This is a genomic window from Prevotella sp. LCP21S3_D2, from assembly GCF_052118345.1.
Lineage (GTDB): Bacteria > Bacteroidota > Bacteroidia > Bacteroidales > Bacteroidaceae > Prevotella.
In genome coordinates this window covers 101,596-122,080 of record NZ_JBQKHJ010000008.1, presented here as the reverse complement: position 1 = coordinate 122,080, position 20,485 = coordinate 101,596, and the positions used below count along the sequence as shown (strand labels likewise).

17 protein-coding genes are annotated in these 20,485 nt (G+C 46.7%); 2 read left to right on the top strand and 15 right to left on the bottom strand.

The features are described from left to right. Window positions 1-27 precede the first annotated feature (27 nt). The 8 genes from nuoL to ACTQ16_RS07520 form a co-directional block, all read right to left on the bottom strand. Window positions 28-1,983, bottom strand: coding sequence for an NADH-quinone oxidoreductase subunit L (nuoL, locus tag ACTQ16_RS07555; protein ID WP_441936823.1), 1,956 nt, complete (start codon window positions 1,981-1,983; stop codon window positions 28-30). Between the two features lie 6 nt (window positions 1,984-1,989). Then, window positions 1,990-2,298 carry an NADH-quinone oxidoreductase subunit NuoK gene (gene nuoK, locus ACTQ16_RS07550; protein WP_006846356.1) on the bottom strand — a complete coding sequence of 103 codons (309 nt, stop codon included), beginning with the start codon at window positions 2,296-2,298 and terminating at the stop codon, window positions 1,990-1,992. Next, window positions 2,295-2,822 (bottom strand): NADH-quinone oxidoreductase subunit J family protein, encoded by a 528-nt coding sequence (locus tag ACTQ16_RS07545; RefSeq protein WP_006846357.1) that lies wholly within the window; start codon window positions 2,820-2,822, stop codon window positions 2,295-2,297. The genes nuoK and ACTQ16_RS07545 overlap by 4 nt, the downstream gene beginning before the upstream one ends. Window positions 2,823-2,837: 15 nt before the next feature. Next, window positions 2,838-3,368 (bottom strand): NuoI/complex I 23 kDa subunit family protein, encoded by a 531-nt coding sequence (locus ACTQ16_RS07540; protein ID WP_006846358.1) that lies wholly within the window; start codon window positions 3,366-3,368, stop codon window positions 2,838-2,840. A gap of 105 nt (window positions 3,369-3,473) precedes the next feature. Then, entirely contained in the window at window positions 3,474-4,559 is a 1,086-nt protein-coding gene (gene nuoH / locus ACTQ16_RS07535) for an NADH-quinone oxidoreductase subunit NuoH (RefSeq protein ID WP_006846359.1), read from the bottom strand. Window positions 4,560-4,561: 2 nt separating this feature from the next. After that, a complete protein-coding gene (locus ACTQ16_RS07530) occupies window positions 4,562-6,133 on the bottom strand; it encodes an NADH-quinone oxidoreductase subunit C (protein WP_441933557.1) in 1,572 nt (523 codons plus the stop codon). A gap of 19 nt (window positions 6,134-6,152) precedes the next feature. Continuing rightward, on the bottom strand, window positions 6,153-6,878 hold the full coding sequence (locus tag ACTQ16_RS07525) for an NADH-quinone oxidoreductase subunit B (RefSeq protein ID WP_006846361.1): 726 nt from the start codon (window positions 6,876-6,878) through the stop codon (window positions 6,153-6,155). Continuing rightward, window positions 6,869-7,219 carry an NADH-quinone oxidoreductase subunit A gene (locus tag ACTQ16_RS07520; RefSeq protein WP_006846362.1) on the bottom strand — a complete coding sequence of 117 codons (351 nt, stop codon included), beginning with the start codon at window positions 7,217-7,219 and terminating at the stop codon, window positions 6,869-6,871. The genes ACTQ16_RS07525 and ACTQ16_RS07520 overlap by 10 nt, the downstream gene beginning before the upstream one ends. Window positions 7,220-7,681: 462 nt before the next feature. Here ACTQ16_RS07520 and ACTQ16_RS07515 point away from each other — a divergent pair, with 462 nt between their 5' ends. Continuing rightward, window positions 7,682-8,065 (top strand): hypothetical protein, encoded by a 384-nt coding sequence (locus ACTQ16_RS07515; protein ID WP_441936821.1) that lies wholly within the window; start codon window positions 7,682-7,684, stop codon window positions 8,063-8,065. Window positions 8,066-8,377: 312 nt separating this feature from the next. On the opposite strand, the gene ACTQ16_RS07510 is transcribed toward ACTQ16_RS07515, so the two are convergent. The 7 genes from ACTQ16_RS07510 to ACTQ16_RS07480 all read right to left on the bottom strand — a co-directional run bounded on the left by ACTQ16_RS07510 (window position 8,378) and on the right by ACTQ16_RS07480 (window position 16,463). Continuing rightward, the gene (locus ACTQ16_RS07510) at window positions 8,378-8,992 is read right to left on the bottom strand and encodes a deoxynucleoside kinase (protein ID WP_441933548.1); all 615 of its coding nucleotides are present in this window, start codon (window positions 8,990-8,992) and stop codon (window positions 8,378-8,380) included. Window positions 8,993-9,127: 135 nt separating this feature from the next. Continuing rightward, window positions 9,128-9,745 carry a deoxynucleoside kinase gene (locus ACTQ16_RS07505; protein ID WP_294970577.1) on the bottom strand — a complete coding sequence of 206 codons (618 nt, stop codon included), beginning with the start codon at window positions 9,743-9,745 and terminating at the stop codon, window positions 9,128-9,130. Between the two features lie 218 nt (window positions 9,746-9,963). Then, window positions 9,964-11,145 (bottom strand): AGE family epimerase/isomerase, encoded by a 1,182-nt coding sequence (locus tag ACTQ16_RS07500; RefSeq protein ID WP_441933546.1) that lies wholly within the window; start codon window positions 11,143-11,145, stop codon window positions 9,964-9,966. Between the two features lie 30 nt (window positions 11,146-11,175). Continuing rightward, window positions 11,176-12,519 carry an MFS transporter gene (locus ACTQ16_RS07495; RefSeq protein ID WP_295346253.1) on the bottom strand — a complete coding sequence of 448 codons (1,344 nt, stop codon included), beginning with the start codon at window positions 12,517-12,519 and terminating at the stop codon, window positions 11,176-11,178. A gap of 124 nt (window positions 12,520-12,643) precedes the next feature. Beyond that, a complete protein-coding gene (locus ACTQ16_RS07490) occupies window positions 12,644-13,816 on the bottom strand; it encodes a glycoside hydrolase family 130 protein (RefSeq protein WP_441936819.1) in 1,173 nt (390 codons plus the stop codon). 29 nt (window positions 13,817-13,845) lie between these two features. Further along, window positions 13,846-15,009: a glycoside hydrolase family 26 protein gene (locus ACTQ16_RS07485; RefSeq protein WP_441936818.1), complete on the bottom strand. Its 1,164-nt coding sequence runs from the start codon at window positions 15,007-15,009 to the stop codon at window positions 13,846-13,848. 101 nt (window positions 15,010-15,110) lie between these two features. Beyond that, on the bottom strand, window positions 15,111-16,463 hold the full coding sequence (locus tag ACTQ16_RS07480) for an acetylxylan esterase (protein WP_441936817.1): 1,353 nt from the start codon (window positions 16,461-16,463) through the stop codon (window positions 15,111-15,113). A gap of 722 nt (window positions 16,464-17,185) precedes the next feature. On the opposite strand from ACTQ16_RS07480, the gene ACTQ16_RS07475 reads away from it, so the two are divergent. Next, a complete protein-coding gene (locus tag ACTQ16_RS07475) occupies window positions 17,186-20,473 on the top strand; it encodes a SusC/RagA family TonB-linked outer membrane protein (RefSeq protein ID WP_441936815.1) in 3,288 nt (1,095 codons plus the stop codon). Window positions 20,474-20,485 lie beyond the last annotated feature (12 nt).

Below are 20,485 nucleotides of genomic sequence, written 5' to 3'. Positions count from 1 at the left end.
TCTATTTACTTAATTGTGAGACTTTCATTAAAGAAGTGCGAGCAGGCACAATGTCAATGCTACGGTACCGGTGAGGAACCAGATAGCATAGCTGCGAACATCACCACTCTGCCATGGGCGGATGGTTTCACCTGCCTCCTGTGTACCCCAAGCCATGAAGTTGAAGGTACCATCGATAACGCGACGGTCAAACCATGCGATTGGCTTTGAGAAGCAACCGAAGACAATCTTGTGGGTGAAGAACTGCCAAGCATCGTCGATATAGAAACGGTTCAAGGCTGCCTTGTGCAACTTAGGCATCTTCTTAGCCAAAGCATCTGCCAATGGAGTCTTCTTAGGAGCATACATATAAGTAGCCAGACCGATACCGATGATAGCAACGATAACAGAGGTTATTGCCACACTCATGTCGATATGGATATCGTAGCTCTGACCTGTAGCAGATACGAAGTGACCGAATGGAATCAAACCGCAGAGGCAAGAGATGATGGCAAGGAATACCAATGGACCCCACATCACGAAAGGAACCTCCTGTGGCTTGCGACGGTTCTCTGGATCCAGCTCATAGTAGCTCTGTCCCCAGAAGATGACATAGTAGAGACGGAACATATAGAATGCTGTCATACCAGCTACCACTGTCATGAACCAGCCCATGAATGGAGAGAACTGGAAGCAAGCTGAGATAATCTCATCCTTTGACCAGAAACCTGCGAATGGAGGAATACCTGCAATCGCCAAGCAACCGATGAGGAAGCAGATGTTGGTAATAGGCATATACTTGTGCAAACCGCCCATGTAATCCTTGAAGTTGCTGCCGATGATGACGATGATGGCACCAGAGCAGAGGAAGAGCAACGCCTTGAACATAGCGTGGGTAAACAGGTGGAAGATACCAGCCATGTAACCCAAACCACCATGGTGGTTATCTACTGCGAAGCAAACGCCGAGCGCTACGAGCATGTAGGCGATCTGAGAGATAGTAGAGAAAGCCAGACCACGCTTGATATCACGCTGGCAGCAAGCTACGGCTGCTGCATAGAATGCGGTGAAGGCTGCAATGTAAGCTACATAGTGAAGAGTCTCAGGAGCATACTGTACCCAGATTGGGAAGAGGCTGGCTACCTGATATACACCGGCTACAACCATGGTAGCGGCGTGGATCAACGCAGAAACAGGAGTTGGACCCTCCATCGCATCTGGCAACCAGATGTGCAATGGGAACATCGCACTCTTACCGGCACCACCGATGAACATGAGGAACAATGCTGTTGGCATTACCCAAGCAGCACCTGCCAAAGCAGAGTTGAGCTCTGGCTGAGCATTCAAGTCGTAGTTGAAGGTTCCTACGTAGAAGCTGTAGAACAGGATACCGATGAGGAAGAAGAGGTCAGCGAAACGGGTTACGATGAACGCCTTCTTGCTGGCATGTACTGCAGCATGCTTTGGATAGTAGAAACCGATGAGCAGGTATGAGCAGACACCCACCAACTCCCAGAACAGATACATCTGGAAGATGTTGGTAGCTACTACCAGGCCCAACATTGACATGGTGAAGAGACTCAGGTAAGCGTAGAAACGCTGCATACCCTTCTCATATTCCTCAACCTTGTAGTTCTCATCACGCTCTGCCATATAGCCGAAGCTGTAGATGTGAACCATGAAGCTGACGGTCGTAATCACGATGAGCATCAATACGGAGATTGGGCTCAGGCGGAAACCAATGTTGAAGGTGAGCAACTCTGTAAACTTCAACCATGTGAAATTAAATACGGTAACAGTTGGGTACATACCTGTTGAGGCATCACGACCCACTGCAAAGAAGTACTCGTATGCTGTATAGACAGACATCGCGAATACACAACCCATCAATACGGTACCGATGAGTGCTGCTACCGGTCTTTTCATCTTCATACCCACAAGTCCCAGAACCAGGAAGCTCAGGAATGGCAGAAGAAGTATCAAAAATGCATAATTGTATTCCATTGTCTTTTAGAATTTCATGTTTTCAATACTGTTCACCTGGTCACTGTGATAGTTGCGGTAAACGTTGATAATAATAGCGAGCGCTACGGCTGTCTCGGCTGCTGCTACTCCGATAGAGAACAATGTGAAGAAGAAACCTTCCAACTGTCCTGGGAAGAGGATGCGGTTGAACACAGCGAAGTTCAGGTCGGCTGCATTCAATACAAGCTCGATGGAGATGAGCATGGCAACGAGGTTACGGCGTGTACAGAAGCCATAGACTCCGATGAAGAACAAGAGTGCTGAGAGCACGAAGAAATATTGTACTGGAATCATTTCTTATCCTCCTTTCTTGCGATTAAGATACCACCGATGATACATGCCAACAGGAATACAGAGATAAACTCGAATGGCAATACATAGCCATACTTGTCAGCTCCTACCAGTGCAGAACCTACCTGGTCCATTGGCACCTCGGTGTCGGCTACGGTTGCAGCCATATCAATAAAGTGATTCTTCAACACGATGACTGCCAAGGTTACGAAACCAACGAGGCAGACGAGTGCGCGACCTACAATCCTGCTACCCTTGACATGCTCCACAAGACCCTGGAGAGTACGCTTTGATACCAACTGGATAGCGAAGACATAAAGCATGGTGATACCACCGGCATATACAGAAATCTGAGCTGCACCCAGATAAGTATAGTCGAGCAGGAAGAACATGCCTGCTACACCGAAGAGCACGAACAACAGGAAGGTTGCCGCACGCATGATACGCTTGGTGAACACGCACATGATGGCTGAGCCAAGAATGACTACTGCCAAGATGACGAACATAAATAAATTTGCTGTTATCATTGTCTAAAGTCCTCCTTACTTAGTCTTGGTGTTAAACTTACCGATTTCCAATGGGGCACCACCATCGATGAGGTTAGGAAGGCTTCCGCCCTTATAAACCTCCTTGTCAAGGTGCATCACCAACTTGTTGCGGTCGAAGACTGCATTCTCGAAATCGTTGACAAACTTGATTGCACCGAAGTTACATGCGTTCACACAGAGCTCACAGAACATGCAGTCGCCCAAGTCGTACTGGTAATCTACCAGCTTGCGCTTCTTCTTGCCTGTCTCTGGGTCCTCCACCATCTCGGTTACAATCTTGATGGTATCGTTAGGGCATGACTTCTCACACAATGTACAACCCACACACTTGTAAGCCTCGTTCTCATCACGAACGAAGACCAGGCGACCACGGAAACGTGGAGATACGTGGAGTGTAGTCTTGCGGTTCTCAGGATACTGCTCTGTGCTCTTTGGTGTGAAGTACTCCTTCATGGTAGTCTTCATACCGATAGCGAGGGTCTTCAAACCCGCTGCAATACCGCCGAAATATGAATTGTTAGACATACTTTTATTTTTTGTTTATTTGTTAAGAAATAACAGAAGTTTCAAGTTGTAGAACTATTGTCTTAACTCCTTAACTTCTTTAACTCCTTTAACTCCTTAATAATATTATCCGTGGAATCCGAATGCTACGCATACTGTCATCAAGATCAGGATGACCAGTGACAATGGCATCAGATACTTCCACTCCAACTTCAGAATCTGGTCGATACGCAGACGTGGGAATGTCCAACGTACCCACATCAGGAGCCATACAACGGCGAAGGTCTTACCGAAGAACCAGATGAAACCTGGAATAAGGTTCATCAGATTGTCGAAGCCCTCGATACCGATGTTCAATGGCGCCCAACCACCGAGGAATACGGTAGAAGCGATACCAGAAATCACGAAGAGGTTGAGGTACTCTGCCAGGTAGTAGAAACCGAAGCCCATACCTGAATACTCTGTGTGGTAACCAGCGGTCAACTCACTCTCAGCCTCAGCCAAGTCGAAAGGACCACGGTTAGCCTCAGCATTACCTGCTACGAGGAATACGAGGAAAGCCAGGATAGCTGGCACATGACCCTTGATAATCAACCAGTTCCAAGCACCAGTCTGTGCCTCTACGATACCGCTTACCTGCATGGTTCCGGTAAGAACTACTGCAGAAATCAGACAGAGACCGAGAGACATCTCGTAAGAAATCATCTGTACGGCACCACGCATGGCAGATACCACAGAGTACTTGTTGTTAGATGCCCAACCTGCGAGGAACACACCCAGCACGCCGATAGAACTTACGGCTGTGATGAGGAATACACCTACGTTGAAGTCAAGAATATGTGCTCCCTTGTTCCATGGAAGGAATGAGAAAGTACCTACAGAGGCAATGATCACGAGGAATGGTGCCATGTAGTAGAGCAGCTTGTCGGCTCTATCTACGGCGAAAATCTCCTTGATCAACATCTTGAGCACGTCGGCGAATACCTGGAAGATACCCCAAGGACCTACACGCATAGGGCCAAGACGGCACTGGAAGTAGGCACACACCTTACGCTCCATGAAGATAAGTACGATAGCAATGAGGGCGTATGCTGTCAAAATGCAGATACCCACGAGCACGCACTCTATCAGAATCGACAGGAAGTCGCCCAAACCCAAGGTCTGGCGAAGCAGATTGTCGATGAATGTTGTTACTATACTAAAATCAAACATAATTATCTATCAATATCAGGGATTACGAAATCGATTGCTGCACCTGTAGTGATGAGGTCGGCGATCTTCTGACCACGGAGCATTGGATCCAAGGCTCCTGTGAGTGAGAGACCCATCGGACGCATCTTCATACGGTATGGACTCTTGTCACCCTTTGAGTCGAGATATACACCAAACTCGCCGCTGGCACCCTCTACAGAGAAGTACCACTGTCCCTCTGGAACCTTGATGATTGGCTTCTGCTTGATGTAGTACTCACCCTCAGGAATGTTGTCGATCAACTGCTCGATGATGTCCAAGCTCTGATACAACTCCTGGATGTGTACATAGTAACGATCCATTGAATCGCAACCGGTAAGGGTGATTTCCTTCCACTCTACCTTGTCGTACATATCGTATGGATGACGCTTGCGGGTATCGTTCTTCCAACCTGATGCACGACCAGCAGGACCGGTTACGGCATAGTTGATACAATCCTCATAGTTCATTGGACCTACACCTTCGAGACGGTTGTGAGTAATCACGTTGTCACCGAATACGTCGAGGTATTCCTGAATCATCGGACGGAGATACTTGCAGAGGGTCTTCACGTTCTGAACAAAGTTAGGGTCGATATCTGCCTGCAGACCACCGATACGGTAGTAGTTCTGAATCAGACGGCCACCGGTTGTCTCCTCCATCACGTTCAATACGTGCTCACGGTCGCGCATACAGTAAAGGAATGCAGTCAAGGCACCCAAGTCCTGTGCGGTACAGCCGAGGTACAACAAGTGTGAGTCGATACGCTGCAACTCATCCATAATGGTGCGGATGTAGCGGATACGGTCTGAGAGTTCGATACCCATCGCCTCCTCGATAACGCCTACCAATGCGTGGCGGTGCATCATCGCAGAAAGATAGTTCAGACGGTCGGTCAATGCCAAGGTCTGTGGATAGGTCATGTTCTCCCACATCTTCTCGATACCACGGTGAATATAACCGAGGTGTGGATAGATGCGCTTCACGGTCTCACCATCAATAACAGTCTGCAATCGGAGCACACCGTGGGTAGATGGGTGGTTAGGACCGATGTTGACAACATAGTCGTTCTCATCAAAGCGACGCTTCTCTGTAGCTACCAGATGACCATCTGCACTAAGACTGTATTCTACAGTGAAATCATCCTCTGGCTCATCAGTACAAGGGAACTTGTTTGCCTCAGGACTCATATCGAAGTCCTTACGCAATGGATAGCCCTGGAAATCGGTACGGAGGAAGAGACGGCGCATGTCTGGGTGACCCAGGAACTTGATGCCGACGAAATCGAAGACTTCACGCTCCAGGAGGTCAGCCACCTTCCAGAGATTGATAACTGTAGGAATCACATCACTGCCATCCACCTTCTTGGCGATGGTCTTTACCGAGCAGCGCTCGTTGGTCTGAGTATTCTCGAGAATATAGATACATCCGAGACCTTCCTCACCGAAGTCTTCACCGATGATGGTAACAAGGTAGTCGAAATGCTTCTCGTTCTTCAACTTCGCCATTTCAGAGGCGAAATTATCAAAACTCAATTCAATATTATTCAGTTTCATGTTCTTATACCTTATTATATTAATCAGTTAGACCTTTCTGAGGGTCGAAATCCTCAGGTACTTCAGTTACGATGATAGGCTCCTTGTGTCCGAGCTTCTCGCTGTCAGAGAGGTTCTCGTTGCTCAAGCCGCGAAGACCACCCTTGCTCATAGAGAGTTCCTTCTCATCCTGAGTCATCTTGTGGTTAGCACCACCGAAGAATTTCTCTACCTTTACCTTACGCTGCAACTGCATCATACCGTAAAGGATAGCCTCAGGGCGTGGAGGACAGCCAGGGATGTAAACATCCACAGGAACCAACTCGCTGATACCACGAACCACATTGTAGCTCTTCTTGAACGGACCACCAGAGATGGTACATCCACCCACAGCTACCACATACTTAGGCTCAGCCATTTCATCATACAAACGCTTGAACACTGGTGCCATCTTATTGGTAATAGTACCGGCACACATGATCAAGTCTGCCTGACGTGGAGAGTTACGGGTTACCTCGAAACCGAAACGGGAGAAGTCGTAACGTGCACAACCTACAGCCATGAACTCGATACCACAGCAAGAGGTACCGAAGGTCAAAGACCAGAGTGAGTTACTACGTCCCCAGTTGATGGCAGCATCGAGCGAACCGACTACCACGTTAGCACCACCCTCATTGAGCTCCTGCGCAATTTTTTCGAGGGTGTCATTGTCCTTAAACTCGTCGTAAGGAATACTCTTGATAGAGGCTCTTTTGTTTACTTCCATTCCAATGCTCCTTTCCGCCAAGCGTATGCAAGGCCAAATACCAATACCAACAGGAAGAACCCGATGCTCACAAGAGCCATAGGTCCAAACTGCTTAACGACAACTGCCCATGGGTAAAGCAATACTGTCTCGATGTCAAACATCAGGAAAAGGATGGCGAAGAGGTAGTAGCCGATGTGTGATGGCAACCATGAGCTGCCACGAGTCGGAATACCGCACTCAAAAGGTTCACCCTTTACCGGATTGTATGAACGAGGACCGATCAACTTCGCGATGACATAAGCAGCCACCACCAAGGTTACAGCCGTCAGCAAAACGGTGATAAATAGTGTAAAGTTCATAAAAATTGTTATAACGTTATTTATTTAATTGCTTCTAAGCGGTTGCAAAGGTAACAAATAATTCTGAAAGAAAAGAAATTAAAAGTGTTAAATGTTAAATTCAGGGCAAAATTTATACCGAAGGTATGTCTTGCAGCTTAAAAACCACGCCCAAAAGGCATTTGTCTCTTAACTTGTCTCTAACTTCCCTAACTTGTCTCTAACTTCCCTAACTTCCCTTAACTCCCTTAACTCCCCTAACTTCCCTTAACTCCCTTAACTCCCCTAACTTCCCTTAACTCCCCTAACTTCCCTTAACTCCCCTAACTTCCCTTAACTCCCCTAACTTCCCTTAACTCCCCTAACTTCCCCACATGCGAAAGTTAAGTATAATACATTTAGGCACGCACGTGTTCTATATTTTCCATACGCACACTGCATCCTGCATAGTTAAAGATTCTTAAATAAAAAAAACGATATTCTTTGAAAAGACAGCCGAAACTGCTACCAACTATATCGTGGTCTACTGGCAGGATGGTGAGGAAAGCCAAAATGTGGGATGACTTCGCCAGAAAGGTAAGCGCTCAAACCGTGAATATCGGCAAGAACAAGCAGATGTTCTGGACCTCAAAAGTATGGGTGAAAGTGCGTGAAAACAGAGTAGATTCGGAACACTGGAGAGATGCTGCCCTCTGGTGCGATATAGGCAAGAAGGGATATATCAGGAACGAACAGTTTGATAACAGGTGCGCCTTCGGACAGGGTACAACCTTCTGGTTTCCAGCAGGTACAGGAACTAAGGTTTCCCTCATGTCGTCTTTCAAGATTACCACAAGCCGGAAGAAAGGAAAGTTTATCAAGAGATAAATCAATTCTTTAGCTTATTGCTCCAATAAGCTATTGGGAAACAGACAAAGAGGGTGTGTCATAAAATTATGACACACCCTCTTTGTCTGTTGTATACTATTGATATGTTGTTGGAAAAGATAGTATATGTTTTTAAGATATATAGCTTCTCTGGCCGCACAACAGCTGTTGTGCGCTTGCATATCAGCTGTTGTGCGCTCGTACATCAGGTGATGTGCATGCGGTGGCCAACAGTTATGCACCAACTGTATCTAAGCTTATGACACGGTCTTTTTTACGACCATTGTTGAACCACCGGCTAAGGTTAAGTTCTTATTTGAAGAGCCCGAAGAGTTCAGCATCTATCAGATCGGTCACCTTACGGAAGTCTTCAGGATTCTCACCAAACTCCAGATTGTCACCATCAACGATGATGAGGCGACCCTTGTAACTCTTGATCCATTCTTCGTAACGGTTGTTCAAGCCCTGGAGATAGTCGATGCGGATACTCTTCTCGAAGTCTCTGCCTCGCTTCTCAATGTGCTTGACAAGCGTTGGAATACTACTCTTGATGTAAATCATCAGGTCTGGGAGCTTCACCAGACTAATCATCAGATCAAAGAGATCGGTATAATTATCGAAATCCCTATCGCTCATCTTACCGAGGTCATGAAGATTAGGAACGAAGATGCGGGCATCCTCGAAGATAGTACGGTCCTGTACGATGGTCTGTTCTGAACGGGCGATTTCCACGACATCATGGAATCGCTTGTTCAAGAAATAGATTTGAAGATTGAACGCCCAGCGTTCCATATCCTGATAAAAATCAGCCAGATACGGATTATTATCTACCGGTTCGAAGTTTGCCTTCCAACCATATCTTTTGGCAAGCATCTTGGTTAATGTAGTCTTGCCGCTTCCTATATTTCCTGCTATTGCTATATGCATCTTTTTTTACTTTTTTACTTTTAGTTTTGGCTTGGGGACCAGCGATGGAATCGCTGGGAATGGGGGCACAAAAGGGGGATGGCGCTTTTTACCCTTTTTACCCTTTTACTTTTTTACCCTTTTACTTTTTTACCTTTAAGAAAAGAGGCCGAAGAGCTTGGCATCAATCTTATCGATGATGTCACCAAACTGCTTGGGGTTGTGCTCGAAGTCGAGATTGTCTACTTCCACAATGAGCACATTGCCGGTATATTTGTTCATGATGAAATCTTCGTAGAGATTGTTGATACCTTCCAGATAATCCAGAGGCATCTTCTGCTCATAATCACGACCGCGCTTCTGGATATTCTTCACGAGGTGAGGAACTGAAGAACGGAGATAAATCATCAGTTCAGGCATCTCTACCACTTCCATCATCGACTCGAAAAGCTCCATATAAGTCTCGTAGTCGCGCTGGTCCATGTTGCCCATCTTCCGGTTGTTGGCTGCAAAGACATATACACCTTCGAAGATGGTACGGTCCTGGATGACCGTCTCCGTACTGTGCTGGATTTCGAGCAGATTCTTGAATCGCTGCTTGAGATAGAACACTTCCATGTTGAGTGCCCATCGGGGGATGTCCTTGTAATAGTCATCGATATAGGGGTTATCAGCCACGGGCTCCAAATACTTCTTCCAGCCATAGTGTTTGGCGAGCATCTTGGTCAACGTGGTCTTACCGCTACCGATGTTTCCTGCTATTGCTATATACATTTATTTTGAAAGAATAATTTACATTTAATATTTAATCATGGGGCTAGCGCCCTGCATTGACTGCAAAATTACAACAAATATTTGGGATAAACAAAAAAAGTCCCGCAGATTTCGCAAATTACGCCAATTATTATCCATATAGAATAAAAAACAGCAAAATCTGCAAACTGCGGGATCAACTTATAAAATCAACTATTCATTCAGATGTGTGTTTCTGTCTAATAGTCTCGTTCGATGAGTTCGAGACACATGCGGGAGTTATGGTAAGGACATTTCCAGAAACCAGCCTTATCATCCTCCTTGTTCACCGTACCATCTTCCAGTATAGCCCAGTGCCACTCACCGTTCTTGGCGTCCAGGAGATGCTTGGCTACATAGTTCCAGCAGGAGATGGCAACCAGAAGATTCTCTTCGGTGCAGAAATACTGGTAGAGGTCGATATGGCCGATGATGTTCTCGCACTGCACCCACCACTGGCGCTGGAGATCATACTTATCTCCATCTTTCCAATGCTCGTAAACCATACTGCCATCCGGACGTAAGCCTTCATCTGCAGCATCGGCTATACGACGGATGATGTGCTCTATCTTATGCAGCAATACCTTATCGCCCAGAACAAGAGCGGTTTCGTGGAGCAGCCAGGAAGCCTCGATATCATGACCATAACTCTCGATGTTGCGCTTGCCCTCCCACTCATCATTGAAGAAGAGGTCGAGATGATAAGTCTCCTTGTTCAGAAGCTTATCGGTGAAGATATCGAGCAGATTACGGATGCTCTTCTCCAGTTCCGGAGTCTTCCAAACACGATAGAGGTTGGTGTAAGGCTCGATGATATGGAGATGGGTATTCATGGTGCGGGAACCATTCTCGTCCTTATCCGAGAGACGCATGTCGGCAATCGGATTCCACTCACGGGTCAAGGCTTCGATATAACCATTGTTCTCGGCATCAAAGGCATGCTTCTCGATGTCATGATACAAGGAGATAGCGATATCCAGTGCCTCCTTGTCGCCTGTTGCACGGGCATACTCTGAGAAACCATAGATGGCAAAGCCAATGGCATAAGTCTGCTTCTTGGTATCGAGCGGATTGCCCTGATAGTCAACGCTCCAGTAGATGCCGCCATATTCCTTGTCCAGGAAATGATCACGGACATACTCCTTGGCACGGGTGGCAGCCTCCAGATACTCCGGTTTCTTCAACACACGGTAGGCAGCAGAGAACGCCCAAAGGATGCGGGCATTCATCACAGCACCTTTCTCTGCTTCAGGGTGTACCTGGTCATTACCATCTACACGACCATAAAAGCCGCCGTTTTCCTCATCTTTCACCTTGTCAATCCAATACTTGAGGATGTTGTTCTCCAGGACATCCTTCATTGTTTCTTTCAAGTTTTCCATTTTTCAAGTGATTATCAGTTGTACATCATTCTACTTCTTGATAGGGAACTTCCATGACAATACCATCAACAGGAAGGCAATGACAGCAGGGAAGAGTGAGAACAATGACCATACCATCGTGAGCACAGAGTCGGTGACACTGGCTGGGTCGATCATCGTATTACCCATATCGTCTGTAATCATGTTGGCACCTGCCCAACCCAGGAAAAGGGCGATAAGAGAACCGGAAATGGCGGTACCAAACTTCTGACTCATCGTACCGGAAGAGAAGATAAGACCCGTAGCTGATGTTCCGAAATGCTCGGTATGATAGTCGGCTACATCGGCATACATTGACCACATCAATGGAGAATAGATACCGATACCCATAGAGGTAAGGATAACGATAACTATCATCACCCAGATATACGACGGATTCATCGGGATGAAGAAGAAGACAACAGAGAGAACCAGACAGAGAGCTGCAGCCCAGAAGAATGCCATGCGCTTGCTGCCTACCAGACGGGTGAACCAAGGAGATACACCACCGAAAATCATACAGGTTACTTCACCGAATGCCATGAATACGGTATAGTTGATGATCAATCCCTCGATGGTTACATTGCCATGTAGACAGTAATCAAACATATAGCCAGCTACGGCATAGCGGAATCCGTTGAAGAAGTTGGTGCACACGGCGATGGCTGTCATATAGAGCCAAGCCTTGTTGTGAACGAGGTCGGCAAACTGCTGAAAAGAGAACTTCTCTGCACGCTTTGGCTTGAGACGTTCCTTGGTGAGGAGTCCACAAGCTAAGGTCATCACAGCAGCAATGATACCGAGTACGGCACCAATGACTGCATACTGATGAGCAGCATTTCCACCTACCATCTTCTGGAGATATGGGAAGGAAAGCAAGGTAGCAAAACCCATCGCATAAGCTCCCACCATACGGAAAGAAGAGAACTGGTTCTTCTCATCATCATCTTCGGTCATCACACCAAGCAATGAACCGTAAGGAACATTCACCATAGTATATACCGCCATCATCAGGAGATAGAGGGCATAAGCATAGATTCGCTTGCCTACAGGACCGAAGTCTGGCGTGTAGAGCAAGAGGGCGAATATCAATCCGAAAGGAATGGCACCATAGATGAGCCAAGGACGATAGGTGCCGAAACGGCTCTGGGTACGGTCAGCAAGACTACCCATCAACGGGTCGGTAACCACATCGAACATACGAGCCACAAGCATCAGCACCGCAGCATCGGCAAAAGAGAGTCCGAAGACGTTGGTAAAAAACAGAGGAAATGCAATAGACATCACCTTCCATACGATACCACCGGCAGCAGCATCACCGAGTGCATAAGCAATTTTTTCTTTTATACTAGCCATTGTTTTACTTTGAACTTTTAATTTTGAACTTTGAACTGTACGAAAAAGGGATTCGCCCCTCGTACATATTTATAATACGTACGAGGGTAAAGAATCCCTACAATCTTAATACCTATGAAAAAAATTACTTATTTAATGTTTCCTTATTCTTTGCAACCAAAGCCTTGATCTTCTCTACTGAGAACTGAGTGCGATAGTCGTCCTTTGGTGTATTCATGCAGTAATCAACCAGACGGTCGATGGTAGAAGTAGCTACATGCATACGTGTATCAGAAGAAGCATAGTAGATGAATACCTTGCCATCCTCATCTGCAATCCAACCATTGGTGAAAACAACATTCATCACATCACCGATATACTCAGGACCTTCCGGTACGAGAAGGTATCCACCTGGCTCTGCAATCACCTCTGTAGGATCCTCAAGAGATGTCATATACATATAGAGCACATAACGGAGACCGCTGGCACAGCCACGAACACCGTGAGCCAGGTGCAACCAACCCTTATCTGTCTTGATAGGATGAGGACCCTCACCGTTCTTCACCTCCTGAATGGTATGATAGTGACGGGCATTGATGATCTTCTCTTCCTTGATTTCAGCATGGGTGATATCATCAACCAATGCCCAGCCGATACCACCGCCTGAACCTGTATCGATGAAACCATCCTGTGGACGGGTGTAGAAAGCATACTTGCCATCAACGAACTCTGGGTGGAGAACCACATTGCGCTGCTGACTCTTGGTCTTCAAATCAGGAAGACGCTCCCAGTTTACCAAGTCCTTGGTACGTGCGATAGCAGCTGTTGCTGTTGCAGCACTGAGGTCACCTGGCTGGTCATCATCATGACGCTCTGCACAGAACACGCCATAGATGTAACCATCCTCATGAGCGGTGAGTCGCATATCATAGATATTGGTAGCAGGAACCACATCCTCTGGCATGGTGATAGGCTCATCCCAGAAGCGGAAATTGTCGATACCGTTAGGACTCTCGGCTACAGCAAAGAAGCTCTTGCGGTCGGCTCCTTCTACACGAACAACGAGGAGATACTTTCCGTTCCACTTGATGGCACCGGAATTGAGGGTAGCATGCATCATGATGCGCTGCATCAGATATGGGTTACTCTTCTCATCGAAGTCGTAGCGCCACTCCAATGGTGTATGTTCTGCGGTAAGGATAGGGTTCTTATACTTCTCGTAGATACCGTTTCCCCACTCTACCGGTTCATTCTTACGGCTCAGCAATTCCTCATGATGAGCACGGAGAGCCTTCACTTGTTCTTGAAATGTTGTCATAATATATCTTTTTTTACTTTTTTACCTTTTTATTTTTTTACCTTTACAATGTCTTTGACAAAAAGGACTTTCTTTTCGTTCTTGAATGCCTTGAAGTCTTTGACGATGGCTCCATCACCTACTCCAGGGAGATAAGCTTCCTCCTGAGGTTTGTCCCAAGCATTGCGCCAGAAGAGAACGTAGCTCAACTGATACTTCTGAAGTACTGGCCAAAGAGTCTGGGTGAACCAGTTCTGCTTCTGCGAAATGCCTCGGCATCCTGTCTCGGAGAGCGCAGGAATCTTGTTGATTTTCTGGGCAGCCTGCATCAGCACATCCAATGTCTCGGTAAGATTCTTCTGATAGGTGGCATCATTGTTGTCAAACTCATAGATGTCAACGCCTACCAGATCAACGAACTCATTACCCGGATAACGCTCCAAGAAAGCATCAACGTTCTTCTCGTCTCCCAAGTTTGGCGACCAAGCCCATACGATGTTGTTACACCCTGCTTCAGTAAGTCTGTGATAGGTTTTTGCGTAAAGTTGGTTGTATTGCGCAGGTGTACAACTATTGGCTCCCCACCAGAACCATCCGCCATTCATCTCATGCCACGGACGGAAGATAACGGGAACGAGTTGTCCTTTCTCATTCTTCAACGAGAGGATGAAATCTGATACTTTCTTGAGCCATGCATCAAACTTCTGCTGCTGAGCACCTCCGTCAAGAACAGCAGCTACGGCATCCCCCTTCGGATCCCATGCATTCTCTCCTGTTGCCGGATTCCATGGATGCCAACTCAAGGTTACGATACCGCCACGCTTGTGCTGTGCCAGAATCTCCTTTCTCATACGGTCGAAAGGAACGCCGTCGAGATTTTCCTTGCTGTCGAGTTCTATCTTACCGAGGTCGAATCCCATCACTGCAGGATAGTCGCCCGTAGTGAGGAGCACGTCGCTCTTTCCTTCATCCCATTTCCAGGTGGTACCATACACCGGGTCATCCTGATGACCCAACATGATACCTTTGCTTAATAATTTCTGCAACCGAGTCTTCAGCTGTCCTGCAGGTGTTTTGCTGCAATCTTTCTTGCCTTTGCAGCAGGATGTATTAGCAGCCTGGACTGATGTACCAATGACACCGTCCACCTGAGCCATTGCTCCCTGCATCGCCAGCAGACAAGCTGCACTCAATAAATATTTCTTCAATACCATATCTTTATAATATTAAGTGTTAAATGTGAAGTTATTAGCATTTGAATTGGCTTTCCCTTCTGACGCCGAACGTTGTTTCTTCACTCTTCGTTCTTCACTCTTCACTTTCGAAGCTGCGCTTCGATGAATCGCTGCCATTCATCCCACTGCTCCTGATACCAGAAATGTCCAGTCATCTGATAGAGACTCAAGGTCTTAGGAGCCTTTACGCTATTGTAAAGTCCGTAAGATGATGTAGGAGGAACCACCTCGTCATTATATCCGAAGCTATACCAACCCGGACAAGTGATGCGACGGGCGAAGTTGGCACCATCATAATAGCGGGCTCCTTCGAGGCGCGCCTTCTCCAAATCAGTCAGCTTCTGCTCTTTCCAGGCAGCACCCTGTGCCTTGTCTTCCTTATAGAAGTAGTGTGGCCAACCGCCAGCAACTCCGTGAATCTCAGCCTCATAATCGCACATAGCATCATGAACAGGAGCCAGGAAAGTGATGCGCTTATCGAGAGCTGCCACAGCGATAGAAAGGAATCCACCCTGTGAAGAACCAGTCACACCGATGGTCTTGCCATTCCATTCTGGAAGGGAAGCGATATAATCCACACCACGGACAGCACCGGTTACGACTCTCTTATAAGAGTTGCGGTTCGGATTTTCGAGATTGGTATCCCAGTAACCATTCAGTTCACCATTGGCAAGATCATCATATACCTTCTGCTCCATGGTAACAGGAACACCGTGAATACCGATTTCGAGCACGATGCACTCAGCAGGAGCTGTATAGGTATCGCCAGCATAAGGGCGGACACCGGCACCAGGAACACGGAGAAGAGCAGGATATTTACCTTCCTTGACCGGAACACTCAGGATGCCATACATCTTAGAGCCCCAGCGGTTGTTGTTATAGCTGATTTCATATACATTCTTATCCTTGGTACAACGCTCTGGAAGGAGCACCTTGGTAGGATTCAGATCATTCTGTCTTGCCTCATCCAATGCCTTCTTCCAGAAAGCATCAAAGTCTTTCGGTTCCTTGGCAAACGGCTGGATCTTTTCTGGAGAGAAACCTGCAGTACAAAGTCCCTCATAATTCTTGCCATCTACATGAGCTATCACCTTGAAGCGATAGAAGCCCGGCTGCTTGAGCGCCCCACTCCATTTCATGGTTCCGTCTTTCAGCACAGCACTCTTCTTCACTTCCGGAAACATTGCCGGACCAGCTTCGTAGTCTATCTTGACGTTATCGAGAAGCGTTCCGCTTTTTCTCACATTGACGGTGAAGTTAGCTTTCTCACCTACCTTGTAGTTCCAATTCTGATGATCAGGAGTAACCGAAACCACAATGTTGTTGCCTCTGATTTGTGCGCGAAGGTTCAAAGAACCCAGCGCACTTATCAGAACACTTATAATTATTAACTTAAAAACCTTTGCATCACTATTCTTCATTTTTATGTCCATATTGTTAGTTACACTGTCAAGTTTTACGGTTGCAAAGTTAAGGATATTTTTCGACAAACCCATGTACTATTTTGCCGAATAAACGTACTTTCATTTCAAAGAATAAAAAAAATGCAAAAAAAGCACAGGTAACTACATGAACGGTATTCTTTTGCAAATCTATTTCCTACATTTTAAAAGATATATCTACACCTATTTCCTGATATATATAATATAATGTACGCGAACCTTATAATATATAGAGATTTTATACGTTGTTACAACAAGATTGGCACAGAAAAACCTCTTTTCTTAACACAAGTCAAGCAAACCGTAAATAAAATATAAAACATACACTCTACAGCATGCAGAGACAAGAAAAAATGCATCATATCTGCCATAAAGCAGAAAAGTATCAGTAATCAGCAAAATAGGTGCAAGGTTTTCAGCAAAAAACTGTTATCTTTGCACCGGAATACGAAAGTAGCCTAAAAGATAAGAAATTACAAGAATAAACAATATAAAAACAATCACAACAATGAAACAAGAAAAGGCAACCTAGAGCAAGCCTCTTGCTTTCCTCCCCATCAAGATGTATGGGCAAAGGATGAACCAGAGAGCGATTATCCGTTTGGGATCTCCTCCAAATGACGAGAGCATCTTCGAAAAAGAAGTGTTTGAAGATGAACTGCTCGACAGTCAGAGGAAACGCCAAACTGTTTTAACCAACTAACAAAAAGTTTATGAACATCAAAAGTAGAGAAAAGTTGCTTGCTGGCGTAGCTGCCCTGAGTTTTCTCGGCATCTCTCCTCAGCAAACTTTCGCAGCCCAGATCACAACGAGCCAGGCTGTTCAACAAGCAAAGAAGATTACAGGTAATGTTACCGATGCAATGGGTCCTATCATCGGTGCTACCGTAAAAGTTAAGGGCACCAAAAATGCCGTTGTCACAGATATGGACGGTAACTACACGCTGAATGTAGCTGCCGGACAGACCGTTGAAGTATCCTACGTAGGATACATCGCCAAATCATTCAAGGTGGGCGGTCAGAACAAATACAACATTACTTTGACCGAAGACAACAACAGTCTTCAGGAAGTAGTGGTTGTAGGTTATGGTACCATGAAGAAGAGCGACCTCGCCGGTGCTTCCGCTTCTATGGACGAAAAGACATTGAAACAGACTCCTATCACCAACGTTGACCAGGCTTTCCAGGGAAAGATTTCAGGTGTGAACGCTGTCCAGACTTCCGGTCAGCCTGGTTCTGCCGTAGCCGTTAGCGTGCGTGGTATCGCTACTATCAACGCCAACTCAGAGCCATTGTACGTTGTAGATGGTGTCATCTTCAATTCTCAGAGCAACAGCGGTTCATCACTCGGTTTGGGTGACAAGCTCGGTAATGGTTCTCACTCAGCCGTATCTCCATTGTCTTTGATCAACCCTAGCGATATCGTGAGCATGGAGGTATTGAAGGATGCTTCTGCCACCGCTATCTATGGTGCCCAGGGTGCTAATGGCGTCGTTTTGATTACTACCAAGAAGGGTAAGGCTGGCGAAGCTAAGTTTACCTATACCGGTAGCGTAGCTGCAAGCCGTCAGAACAAGCGTCTGGATATCATGAACTTGCGCGAGTTTGCAGAATATTACAACGACCTCGCCAACCAGGGAGAAATCTCCAAGCCAGACCCAGTATATAGCGACCCTTCTATCCTCGGTATCGGTACCAACTGGCAGGATGCTATCTTCCAGACCGCTTGGCAGCAGTCACACCAGATTGCCGCAGAGGGTGGTACTGATAAGGTAAACTACTATATCTCAGGCAACTGGACAGACCAGGACGGTACCATCATCGGTTCTGAATTCCAGCGCTACTCTATGCGCGTAAACCTCTCTGCACAGTTGAAGAAATGGTTCAAGCTCGGACTGAATGCTACCTATTCAAAGACATCAGAGAGCTTGAAACTGGCTGACGGTGAAGAAGGTTTGATCAACTACTCATTGACTACACCTCCAGATATCCAGATTTACAATATTGATGGCGGATACTCAAGCGTATCTAAGGAAGGATTCACCAATCCTAACCCTATCGCTTTGGCAATGGAAGATGATATCCTGCTCGACCGTCAGAGCCTGAACGGTAGTGTCTTTGCAGATATCACCCTGATGAAGGGCTTGACCTGGCACAGCCAGTTAGGTTTCGACATAGGTGCATCCAAGGCTGACACCTACAGTCCTATGATAGACCTCGGAACCTGGAAGCGTCAGAGCAACCAGAGCCGTCTGCAGAAGAACAGCAATACCTTCTGGTCATTGAACAACTATCTGCAATATTCTACCAATATCGGCAAACATAGTATCACTGCCATGCTCGGTCAGGAATGCTGGGAATCAAAATATGACTATCTGGCATTTCTCAACACCCAGCTTCCTAACGATGTAGTTCACAACCCAGCATTGGGACAGGGTGACCCTAAGCCTAACGCAGGATGGGGTAGTTCATCTATGGCTTCCTTCTTCACCCGTGAGACTTACAACTACGACGACCGTTATCTCGCTACCTATACCTATCGTTATGATGGTAGCTCAAACTTCGGTCCTAACAACCGTTGGGCAGGTTTCCACTCATTGGCTTTGGGTTGGCGTTTCACCAACGAGCAGTTCATGAAGGGCATCAAGTGGTTGAGCAACGGTAAGTTGCGTCTCGGTTGGGGTCAGACAGGTAACTCCAACATCGGTGGTTACAAGTGGGGTTCTGCCATGAGTACCATGGATACAGCCCTGGGTACCAGCTTCCGTCCTGCCAACCTGAAGAACCTCGACATCAAGTGGGAGACTCAGGAGCAGTGGAACGTAGGTCTTGACCTCGGTTTCTTCAACAGCCGTGTGAACCTGACCGTAGACTGGTACAAGAAGATGAGCAAGGACATGCTGATGCAGCTCAACCTGCCTTCTATCATGGGTACCAGCGGTAATGCATCTTCAGCCCTCGCTGCACCATACGGAAACTATGGCGACATCGAGAATACCGGTCTTGAGATTGCCCTCAACACCCACCCTATAGTCACCAAGGACTTCGACTGGAGTTCAGACGTCACCATCTCTATCAACAAGAACAAGTTGAAGAGTCTTTCCGGCAGTACCGCATTGCTCGGTAAGGGACAGTGGAGCGACGTTGTTTCCCGTTCTGCACCAGGTGAATCACTCTACAACTTCTACGGTTACGTAGTAGAGGGAGTATATAAGGATTACAACGATATCATCAGTTCTCCAGTGCAGACCCTGCAGAAGAACAACCCAATCTCTGTAACACCAGATGCAGATGGCACCAAGCACTATGCATGGATTGACGATCCATCTAAGTTCAGCCGCAGCAACACCACCTATGTAGGTGACTTGAAGTACAAGGATATCAACGGCGATGGCATCATCGACGAGAATGATAAGACCAACATCGGTTCTCCACTCCCTAAGTGGACCTTCGGATGGAACAACACCTTCCGCTACAAGAACTTCGACCTGAATATCTTCATCAACGGTTCTGTAGGCGCCAAGGTAGCCAACTATCTGAACATGAAGATGACTCACATGAACTCTCCATGGAGCAACCAGTTGAAGGATGTAAACAAGCGAGTTCACCTCGTAGCCAAGGATGGTAACCAGACTGGTAACTGGTATGACAACATCTCTAATCTGACCGTTGACAATCCAAACTCGATGTACCCACGTGCATCCATCAACGACCCTAACGATAACGACGCATTCAGCGACCGTTATATCGAGGATGGTTCATACCTCCGCTTGAAGAGCATGGCTCTGGGATACACATTCGACCAGAAGCTTATCCAGAAGATTGGTCTGACCAATCTCCGACTGACTCTCACAGCGTCTAACCTCTTTACCATCACCGGTTACAGCGGTTACGACCCAGAGGTAGGTCTCTCTACTCAGAGTGCGAATGTATATGGTCTGGACTTCGGTCGCTACCCTTCTCCAACCACCGTTACATTTGGTTTGAACTTATCATTCTAATATCCAAAACGA

Coding starts and splice junctions, on each gene's coding strand:
- ACTQ16_RS07485 (WP_441936818.1), bottom strand. CDS start 15,009: ATGGTATTGAAGAAATATTTATTGAGTGCAGCTTGTCTGCTGGCGATG.
- nuoH (WP_006846359.1), bottom strand. CDS start 4,559: ATGTTTGATTTTAGTATAGTAACAACATTCATCGACAATCTGCTTCGC.
- ACTQ16_RS07545 (WP_006846357.1), bottom strand. CDS start 2,822: ATGATAACAGCAAATTTATTTATGTTCGTCATCTTGGCAGTAGTCATT.
- ACTQ16_RS07490 (WP_441936819.1), bottom strand. CDS start 13,816: ATGACAACATTTCAAGAACAAGTGAAGGCTCTCCGTGCTCATCATGAG.
- ACTQ16_RS07495 (WP_295346253.1), bottom strand. CDS start 12,519: ATGGCTAGTATAAAAGAAAAAATTGCTTATGCACTCGGTGATGCTGCT.
- ACTQ16_RS07500 (WP_441933546.1), bottom strand. CDS start 11,145: ATGGAAAACTTGAAAGAAACAATGAAGGATGTCCTGGAGAACAACATC.
- nuoK (WP_006846356.1), bottom strand. CDS start 2,298: ATGATTCCAGTACAATATTTCTTCGTGCTCTCAGCACTCTTGTTCTTC.
- ACTQ16_RS07475 (WP_441936815.1), top strand. CDS start 17,186: ATGAACATCAAAAGTAGAGAAAAGTTGCTTGCTGGCGTAGCTGCCCTG.
- ACTQ16_RS07510 (WP_441933548.1), bottom strand. CDS start 8,992: ATGCATATAGCAATAGCAGGAAATATAGGAAGCGGCAAGACTACATTA.
- ACTQ16_RS07520 (WP_006846362.1), bottom strand. CDS start 7,219: ATGAACTTTACACTATTTATCACCGTTTTGCTGACGGCTGTAACCTTG.
- ACTQ16_RS07530 (WP_441933557.1), bottom strand. CDS start 6,133: ATGAAACTGAATAATATTGAATTGAGTTTTGATAATTTCGCCTCTGAA.
- ACTQ16_RS07525 (WP_006846361.1), bottom strand. CDS start 6,878: ATGGAAGTAAACAAAAGAGCCTCTATCAAGAGTATTCCTTACGACGAG.
- ACTQ16_RS07540 (WP_006846358.1), bottom strand. CDS start 3,368: ATGTCTAACAATTCATATTTCGGCGGTATTGCAGCGGGTTTGAAGACC.
- ACTQ16_RS07480 (WP_441936817.1), bottom strand. CDS start 16,463: ATGGACATAAAAATGAAGAATAGTGATGCAAAGGTTTTTAAGTTAATA.
- nuoL (WP_441936823.1), bottom strand. CDS start 1,983: ATGGAATACAATTATGCATTTTTGATACTTCTTCTGCCATTCCTGAGC.
- ACTQ16_RS07505 (WP_294970577.1), bottom strand. CDS start 9,745: ATGTATATAGCAATAGCAGGAAACATCGGTAGCGGTAAGACCACGTTG.